This window comes from Micromonospora sp. LOL_014 (assembly GCF_048060245.1).
GTDB lineage: Bacteria > Actinomycetota > Actinomycetes > Mycobacteriales > Micromonosporaceae > Micromonospora_E.
Map to the genome: position 1 here is coordinate 1 of NZ_JBHMIP010000058.1, position 9,471 is coordinate 9,471.

At 70.2% G+C, this 9,471-nt stretch carries 1 protein-coding gene and 1 pseudogene; one reads left to right on the forward strand and one right to left on the reverse strand.

Annotation, left to right across the window (positions count from 1 at the left end; genetic code table 11):
* Window positions 1-115: 115 nt before the first annotated feature.
* Window positions 116-3,300, reverse strand: a pseudogene (locus ACFHW1_RS28120) (DNRLRE domain-containing protein).
* 436 nt (window positions 3,301-3,736) lie between these two features.
* On the opposite strand from ACFHW1_RS28120, the gene ACFHW1_RS28125 reads away from it, so the two are divergent.
* Window positions 3,737-9,471, forward strand: a 5,735-nt coding sequence (locus ACFHW1_RS28125; protein WP_416616590.1) for a ricin-type beta-trefoil lectin domain protein, incomplete at its 3' end; no start/stop codon positions are given.

Sequence of the window (9,471 nt, forward strand, 5' to 3'; positions counted from 1 at the left end):
CGCCACCGGCTACGCCAGGTGCAGTGCTCGAACAGCGGCGGCTACTGCTACGCCGGGATCTCTAGCAACGGCTCGACCCTTAGGTCGGCAGCGGACGTCGATGATGCGGCTGCGGTCAGCCGAGGCCCTTGGCGCCCGGATAGGCCACATCCGAAAGAACCTGTACGGCGGTGCCTGCGGCGGAGGTGGAGGGATGGTAGATCCGTAGTTGTCCGTCCGACGTCCACCGGGCCCACATGTCGGGTATGCCGTCGCCGTTGACGTCGGGGACGCCGATCACCAGATCGACGCTCGCGGCCGACCAGCCGGTGCCGAAGGAGACGTCACCGTCGCGGGAGTTTACTGCCAACTTCAACGAGTGCAGATCGACGCTACCAGCGACGGTGCCGGGTAGGCCGTGCCGCACAGACATTCTGCCGTTGTCCAAGTCGCGCCACAGTAGGTCCGGGGTTCCGTCCTGGTCGATGTCGGCCACGTTGACGATCTCCCTGCGGGCCCAGGCGGTGCCCTCCATCAGGGTCGCCTGCTGGAAGCTTGCTCCGGTGTAGCCGCTCAACGTCCAGAATGCGGTGCCGGCCGCAGCGCCAGGTCGGGGTGCCCGTCTCCGGTGATGTCTCCGACGGCCTTGAGCTGGGTCCAGGTGGCCGGGTCCGGCGCGCCAGCCGGCAACCGCACCCGGATCCGGTCGTCGACGTCGAAGCTGCCGTACCCGTCGCCGGGGTAGATCCAGAAGCCGCCGTCGGGGGTGCGGACGAACAGGTCGGTGATGCCGTCGCCGGGGAAGGCGTCGCCGTACTTGGTGAGCAGCGCGACCTGGGAGGTCGCCGGGTCGTACCAGTGCCCGGCCGGGTCGAGCTGGCCATCGGCGCTGTACGACGCAGCCAGGGATCCGTACAGGGCTCCGTCGGTGTCGCTGGGATAGGTCCGCAGATTGCCGTCGGCGTCGATGATCGTCAGATCGGGTCGTCCGTCGCCGCCGGTGTCGCCCGGCCCGTCGGCGGTGTCGCGAGGCGGTACGTAGAAGGTGTGGTCGGTGCGGGCGCTCCGGTTGCCGGCCGCGTCGTACGCGTACACCTGCAGGGTGGTCGGGCCGGAATGTCGGGGTCGCAGATCGGGCACGGTCGCCGTGCCGGAGTTGGCCGTCACGTATGTCAGCTCACGCCCGCCGAGCGCGTAGCTGAACTGGGCGGCGTCGGCGGCGGTGAAGGTGACCGGACCGGTCTGGCCGAATCTCACCGTTGCCCAGGTCGCTCCGTCCGGGGTGGCGGCCAGGAACACGTCGCTGGTGACGGCCGGAGCCGGTGGCGCGCTGGCGTCGATCGTGATCCGACAGGGTTGATCACCTGGCGGGAAGTACCACGATGTCGCGCCGTCGGTGTCCTCGGACCGGACGTCCCAGGAGTAGGTGACGCCATCCACCAGGCTGGTGGCGGGGATCGTCACGCTGCCCCGGCCGCTGCTCAGACTGGTGACGAGGGTGCCGGCGGGCACCGTACCGCCGGTGGGCCAGAAGCGGAAGCGCAGCCCGCGCAGGTTGCCGTCCGGGTCCGAGCCGGTGGCGGCCAGCACCAGGTTGGTCCGGGCGACGAGGGTGCCGCCGCCGGGCCCGGGGGCGCAGTTTCCGCCGGGTGTGATGGTGCCGGCGGTCGGCTCGTTGGGGCTGCGGTTGTAGACCACGGTCAGCTCGGTCGCGCTGACCTGGAACTTGCGCCAGGTGTGGGTGTCGTCCTCGTCGGTGGCCCGCATGACGAAGGTGATCTGGGACCACCCGTTGGTCGCGCCGGCCTGGGCACCCTGCTGCACGTCGAAGCTGACGTAGGCGTCGGCGCACTGGTTGCTGTAGCCGTGCGCGAACGACCGACGCTGCTGCTCGGAGATCCAGTCCGGCTGCTTCTTCCAGGTGGTGCCGGAGGAGATGGCTCCGGTGAGCCACAGCCGCATCTCCCGGGCCTGGCAGCTCCACGAATGGTTGTTCAGCAGCCGCAGGCTGGCTGAACTGACCGTCGCGCCCTCGATGTTGCTGTTGAAGCCCATCCGCCAGAAGGTGCGGGCGCGCAGCGGCGTCTCCTCCTCGTAGCCGACCCGAGCGACGGTGGTGCCGTTGTTGAAGTTGGTGCCGTTCCAGGTGTTGGTGTTCGGGTGCTGGCTGTAGATGGTCGCCCACGCCTGGGTGGTGCTGCGCATCGTCGGGTCGAGGAAGACCGGGAACCGGACCTCGGCGTCGTCCAGCAGTCCGCTGGCCGCCGCGTCCAGCCGCAGTCGCGCCTCACCGGTGCCGTCGCCGTCGAGTGTGCTGGGCAGTTGGCCGATCTTGGAGCCCGGCTCGGCACCGCTGAGGCCGGACAGGCGCAGCACGTCGGTCGTGGTGGCCACCGAGGTACGCGGGGGCGCGTCGGGGTCGTCCGTGTTGCGTCCGGAGGAGTCCCAGCCGAACGGGGTGGGGATGGAGCTGATCTCCTCGTTGTCGGCCGGGTCGAGGATCCGGACCCCGCCGGTGACCGGATCGTGCTGGAAGACAGCGGTCGCCGACCGCAGGCCGTAGTTGATCTGGCGGACCGAGTCCACCGTGGCCGCGTCGGGCGTCTTGACGATCAGAAGTTGGCCGACGCCGCCGTCGTCGCGTACCACCATCAGCAGGTCGACGCCGGGCAGCACGTCGGGGTAGAGCGCCCGGGGGCCGTCGAGCACCGGCTCGGGTAGCGGACCGGGCCAGGTGTACGTGATGGTGTGACCGTCGAGGTCCAGCTCGGCCAGCACCCGGTCAGTGGTGTCGGTGGTGTCGGCAGGTTGGTCGTCCGCCGCCGCGTACCGGTCGGCGGCCGCTCCGCCGCTGGAGAAGCGGACCGGTGCCGGAGCGTTGACCGGCCGTACGCCGAGACCGTCGGCGCCGTCGGTGACCCGGCTTCGGCCGGCTCCGTCGGCCCGGCCCTGCTCGGCCGCGCCGGTGCGGGTGAGGGTGGTGTCGAGTTCCGCCCACTGCCCGGTGGCGTCGCGGGCCCGCTGTGCGATGGCGTGGCTGGTGGTACGCAGTTGCCCGTCCGGTCTGGCCCAGGTGAGTGAGGTGGCGGTCGTCGCGGTGTCGATCAGCACCTCCTTGCCGGTGCGGCGGGCCTGGGCCAGGGCCGCTGAGTCGTCGAGCGGGCCGGCCGATGGTGCCGGATCCGGGGCGACGAGTCGGTCGATGGTGGACCGCAGCAAGGGCAGCGTCGCGGCGACGAGCGCGACCACCAGCAGACCGATGGTCAGGGTGAGTCTGGTGCGCGTACGCGTGAATGGGCTGAGCAGGCGAGGCGCGGTCACTGCGGTCTACTCCCGTGGGACCCGGTGGGCAGGAACGATGTGGAAACCACTGCGCCCGCTCGGCGGCCACGGGGCAGAAGTCCGCACACGATCGCACGGACACCACCATCGACGCGCCCCTCTTTAACGTTATTAACCTGTTATATCCCACTGGTGCGCATCGCCACCCGCGGCGCAATGCGAGCCTTTGTCGGCTTTTGCTAGTGGCAACTCATCCATGTATTGCGATTTCAAGATCTCTACGCCTTGTGTGCAGATTGCCACCACAGGTGGAGATTGACCAGTGATGCAGTTCACTCGGATCCCTGCTGTCGGCCTGATGCTCACTTGAGTGTCAGATCAACTTGACGCAGAGTGCTCACGACCGTGCCCCACACCCGGCGTGTGCTCTCGCGGTCCGTCCGCACCTTCTCTTCGCGCCTGGGAGTCGACGCGCATGCGTGGAACCGGTCCACAGTCCTGGCAGCTGGACCGCCGAGCCGCCGGTGACCGAACCGCCCGTACCAGAGCACGCCGGCTCGGCCGACGGCTTGGCAGCCGGGGCGGCACGCTCCTGCTGACGGCGGTCATGGTGGTGACGGTCCTGCCCGCGCAGGCGTGGGCGATACCCGGCCCGGGAATGAGCCGCGAAGCGATCGAGGTCGACCTGCCGGACATCCCGGACGCCGAACGGGTCGGCCAGGACGAATCTGCCGAATCCGACCTGACCACCGCCGACGAGGTGCCGGTGGTGCCGTACGAACCGCAGGCCGTCACCCCGTGGGAGTCCGGCGACGGCACAGTGGACCTCACCGGTCTGGCCGCGGGTGAGACGCTGCCCGTCGACGACCTGCCGGTCGCGCTCGGCGTACCGTCCGATGGCGACCCGGCCGATCTCGCCGGCAGCTGGGCCGTCGGCCTCGCCGCCCCCGAGGCGTCCCAGGCCGCCGGCGTCGCCGGCCTGATCATGAAGATCACCCCGCCGGCCACCGCCGACCCGGCCGCCGAGGTCGCGCTGACCGTCGACTACACCACCTTCGCCGACCTGTACGGGCCGCAGGCCGCCGACCGGTTCGGCTTCCTGCTGCTGCCCGAATGCGTCTACGACGCCCCGGACAGCGGCGACTGCGCCACCGCCGACGGCAGCACCGGCCGCAGCGCCGGACCGCAGGCCGGCGGTGCCGGCATCACCGGGACCGGCGAGTTCACCCCGGCACCGAGCCAGGTCTCGGTGGCGTCGACCCGGCGCGTGGTCAGCGGCACCGTCCCGGTCAGCGCGCTGCTGGCGGGCGAGCCCGCAGCAGGTCGGGCCACCACGTCCGCCGCGTCGTCGAGTGTCGTCGGCGTCCTGGACACCGGCGCGTCGGCGGCCGGCGACTACACCGCCACCCCGCTGCTCTCCTCCGGATCCTGGGCCGCCGGTTCCTCCTCCGGTGCGTTCACCTACGGCTACCAGGTGCAGGTGCCGGAGACCTCCGGCGGGTTGATGCCGCAGGTCAACCTGTCGTACTCGTCGCAGTCGGTGGACGGGCGGACCTCGGCCACCAACAACCAGGCCTCCTGGATCGGCGACGGTTGGGACTACGCCGCCGGGTCGATCACCCGCAGCTACGCCAACTGTCGGCAGGACTCGAAGAAGGCCGGCTCCAACAACGCCAGCCACCGCACCGGTGACCTGTGCTGGGGGTCGAACAACGCCACCCTGTCGCTGGGCGGAACGACCACCGAACTTGTCTTCGACGACGACGAGCAGACCTGGATCACCGCCAACGGCGACGGCTCCAAGGTGCAGCTACTCAAGGACTCCGGGCTGGCCAACGGCGACGCCGACGGCGAGTACTGGGTGGTCACCACCCGCGACGGCACCCGGCACCACTTCGGTCGGCACCGGCTGCCCGGCTGGTCGTCCGGCGACCCGGTGACCAACTCGGTGCTCACCGCCCCGGTCTACGGCAACCACCCGGGTGAACCCTGCTACCAGGCCGGCAACTGGGCCGGGTCGGCCTGCACCCAGGCGTGGCGCTGGTCCCTCGACTACGTCGAGGACGTCCACGGCAACGCGATGAGCCTGTGGTGGGCCAGGGAGACCAACTACTACGCCCGCAACTTCAACTTCAAGGACCCGGTCCGCTACGACCGGGGCGGCTACCTGACCCGGATCGACTACGGCCAGCGCGCCGACAGCGTCTACTCGGCCGCGCCGCTGGCCCGGGTCTCCTTCACCGTCGCCGAACGCTGCTTCGCTGAAGGCTCGCTGACCTGCACCGAAGCCAACTTCACCAGCACCGACCCGAGCAACTACCGGATCTGGTACGACACCCCGGCCGACCTGCACTGCACCGCTGGGCAGAAGTGCTGGAACGCCTCCCCGGCGTTCTTCACCCGCAAACGACTGGACCGGATCACCACCTCAGCGCAGCGGCAGCCCGGCAGCACCGCGCTGCAGACCGTCGACGAATACCGGCTCAAGCAGTCCTTCCCGATCCTGCGGACCGGGCTCAACACGGCACTGTGGCTGGAGTCGGTCACCCGCACCGGCTACGGCCGTAGCGGGAACCCCGACGACAAGATCGCCCTCAACGCGGTGCGGTTCGAAGCCAACCCCGACGACATGCCCAACCGGGTACGCCGCGACGACCGGCCCAACTTCTCCCGGCTGCGCATCGGCCGGGTCATCAACGAGTACGGCGGCGAAACGATCGTCACGTACAAGCAGCCGACCGGGGCCTGCGACACCGGCACCGGCCTGCCCGGCAAGAACGACACCGCCGCGCTGAAGGCCAACACCCGGCTCTGCTATCCGTCCTACTGGCACCCCGACCCGGCAGTCGAGGACATCGACTGGTTCCACAAGTACGTCGTCGACACCGTCGAGGAACTGCCCGCCGTCGACGGTGCCTACCCCACCGTCACCCGGTACTCCTACGCCGACGCCGGCTGGAAACTCGCCGAGCAGGAGTTCACCAAGAAGTCCACCCGCACCTACTCGCGGTTCGCCGGCTTCGGCCAGGTCACCGTGATCACCGGCGACGACGACCCGGCCATCGGCAGCCGCCGGAGCAAGTCCGTCACCCGGTACTTCCGCGGCCTGGGCGACACCGTCGACGTCCACGACATCGACGGCGTGTTGATCGCCTCCGACGCCGAGCCGTTCGCCGGCCGGATCGCCGAGGAACTCACCTACACCAGCGCCGACGACGCCGACACGGCGTGGCTGACCCGCAGCGTCACCGTGCCGGCCGCCACCGAACTCGCCCGGCGGGACCGCGACGACGGACTCAGCCCGCTACGCGCCTGGCGGGTCACCGAACCCCGGCAGATCACGTACACCCGATCCTCCGGGACCGGCGACGACACCCGCACCCAACGGGTCGTCGAAGCCCGCACCACCTACGAGGCGACGTACGGGCTGCCCACGCACGTCGAGTCCCGAGGCGACACCGGCCGCCCCGGCGACGAGTCCTGCACGTACGTCGACTACCTGCACCGAGCCGACCAGCACGTCATCGGGATGACCCGCCAGCTGCGGACCAGCCCGACGCTGTGCGCGGACGCCGACTTCGACGACCTGACCACACTCAGCTCGGCCAGCCGGGTCGGCTACGACGGCCAGCCGTACGGCACCGCCCTCGCGGCGTCGACCCGGGCCCTGGTCACCGGCTCCTGGTCGTTGAAGGCCGACGGGTCCGGTTTCCAGAGCGACGGCACCGTCGCCTTCGACGCGATCGGTCGGGTGGTGTCCCGCACCGATCCGGACGGTAGGACCTCGACGACCACCTTCGAACCGGCCACCGGGCAGGCCTACGAGGTCGTCGAACGCAACTCGCTCGGCCACGAACAGACCGTCGAGGTCGACCCGGGCCGCGGTGTCGCCGTACGCAGCACCGACCCGAACGGGCACGTCAGCCAGTCGACCTACGACCCGCTCGGCCGGCTCGTCGAAGTCTGGGCGCCCGGACGGACCCCGACCGCCGGCGCGGTCCCGGACTTCAGCGCCGAATACCACCTGCCGGCCGGCAAACCGCCGTACGTGGTCACCCGCAGCCGCGGCCACGAGAACCGGGTCGAAACCGCCGTCACCCTCTACGACGGGCTCGGCCGGGAACGACAGAGCCAGCAGGAAGCCGTCGGCGGCGGCCGGCTGATCAGCGACACGCTCTACAACACCTCCGGTGAGGTGTGGCAGACCAACAACGCCTACTACGCCGAGGGCGCACCGAGCGGCGGACTGTTCACCCCGCTCGCCGACACCGCCGTGCCGAACGCCACCCGCTACACCTACGACGGTCTCGGCCGGGTCGTCACCGAGATGCCGGTGCTGCGCGGCACGGAAGCACCGGAGCGGGCAACCCGCTACGAGTACGGCACCGACCACTCCACCGTGATCAACCCGGCTGGCTCGCCGTCGTACCGGACCTACTCGGACGCCATCGGCCGCACCGTCCGGGTCGACACGTTCACCGACGCCGCGCGCACCGAGTTCACCACCATGCGGTACGGCTACCACCCGCGCGGCCAGCTGGCGTCGGCCACCCACTCCGCCGACCCGGACCGCCCGTGGACCTGGAGCTACGACCAGCGTGGCCGGCTCGTCACCGCCAACGACCCGGACTCCGGCAGCACGACGCTGACGTACGACCACCGGGACCGGCCGCTGACCTCGACGAACGCGCGTGGCGTGACGGTGTGGAACGGTTACGACGAGCTGTCCCGGCCGACGCAGCAGCGGCTCGACGGGCCGAGCGGGACGTTGCTGGCCGAGTACGGCTACGACACCGCGCCCGGTGGCATCGGGCTGCCGGCGGCCGCGACCCGCTACACCGACGGGTTGGCGTACACACAGCAGGTCGGTGGTTACACCGACGACTACCAGCCGACGTCGACGACGTTGACGTTGCCGCAGTCGGTCGCGGACATGTGGGGTCTGGCGGCGTCGTACACGTACGGCTACGCGTACACCGACACCGGGCTGCCGGCGTCGGTCGACTTGCCGGCGGTCGGTCGGATGCCGGCCGAGCAGGTGCTGGTCCGGTACACGGCCGACGGGTTGCCGCTGTCGGTGTCCGGGCAGGACTGGTACGGCGCGGAGACGGTCTACTCGCCGTACGGGCAGGTGCTCCGGTCGACGTTGGACGCGCAGCCGCACCGGGTGTGGACGACGGCGTCGTACGACGACGCCAGTGGTGCGTTGACCGATCAGCGGGTGTTCCGGGAGCAGACCGGTGATCAGGCGATCGTCGGTGGGAATCTGGTGTCGCACCGGTCGTACGGCTACGACGCGGCCGGTAACGTCACCGCGATCCGGGAGCACGCGGCCGGTATTCAGGAGCGGCAGTGTTTCGGCTACGACCCGCTGGGCCGGCTGACCGAGGCGTGGACGGCGGTTGACCAGACCTCGTGCGCGGTGGCGCCGGCTGCCGCGTCGGTGGCGTCCGGTGCGGACGGGGCCGGCTACTGGCAGGAGTACTCCTATGACCTGCTCGGTAACCGGTCGGAGCTGGTGGAAAAGGACCTCGGTGGTGACACCGGGAAGGACGCGACGACGACGTACGGCTACGGCGGCGCGGACGGGTCGCAGCCGCGCACGTTGACGTCGGTCCGCAAGTCGTATGTGACGCCGGCGGGTGCGCAGGTGACGGCCGAGGCCGAGCGGTTGTACGAGGCGACCGGTGAGACGCGGTCGGTGCGGTCGGTGTCTTCCGGTGACGTGCAGGAGCTGACCTGGACCTACGACGGTCAGGTGGAGCGGATCGCCGGCCAGGGCGGCGGCGGCGAGACCGCCTATGTGGGTGTGGTGGGTAAGTGTCTGGATCTGCAGGCGGGGTTCGCGGTCTCCGGTCAGCAGGTGCAGTTGTACGAGTGCAACGGCACGACGGCGCAGCGGTGGTCGTTCACGGTGGTGGACGGGCAGCCGGATTCCGATCTGGGCACGTTGCGGGTGTATGACGACTGGTGTGTCCAGCCGGACGGGGACACGGCCGGGTCGGCGGTCCAGTTGCGTGTGTGTGACGGCACCGCGGCGCAGCGGTTGGCCCGTACGGCGGTCGGGCAGTTGCGGCACACCGGGTCCGGTCTGTGTCTGGCGGTCGATGGTGGTGCGACCGTGAACTCGACGCCGGTCGTGTTGGCCGTGTGTGATGCTGCCGCGACCGGTCAGGTGTGGTCGGCGCAGGACGAGACCCGGCACGTCTA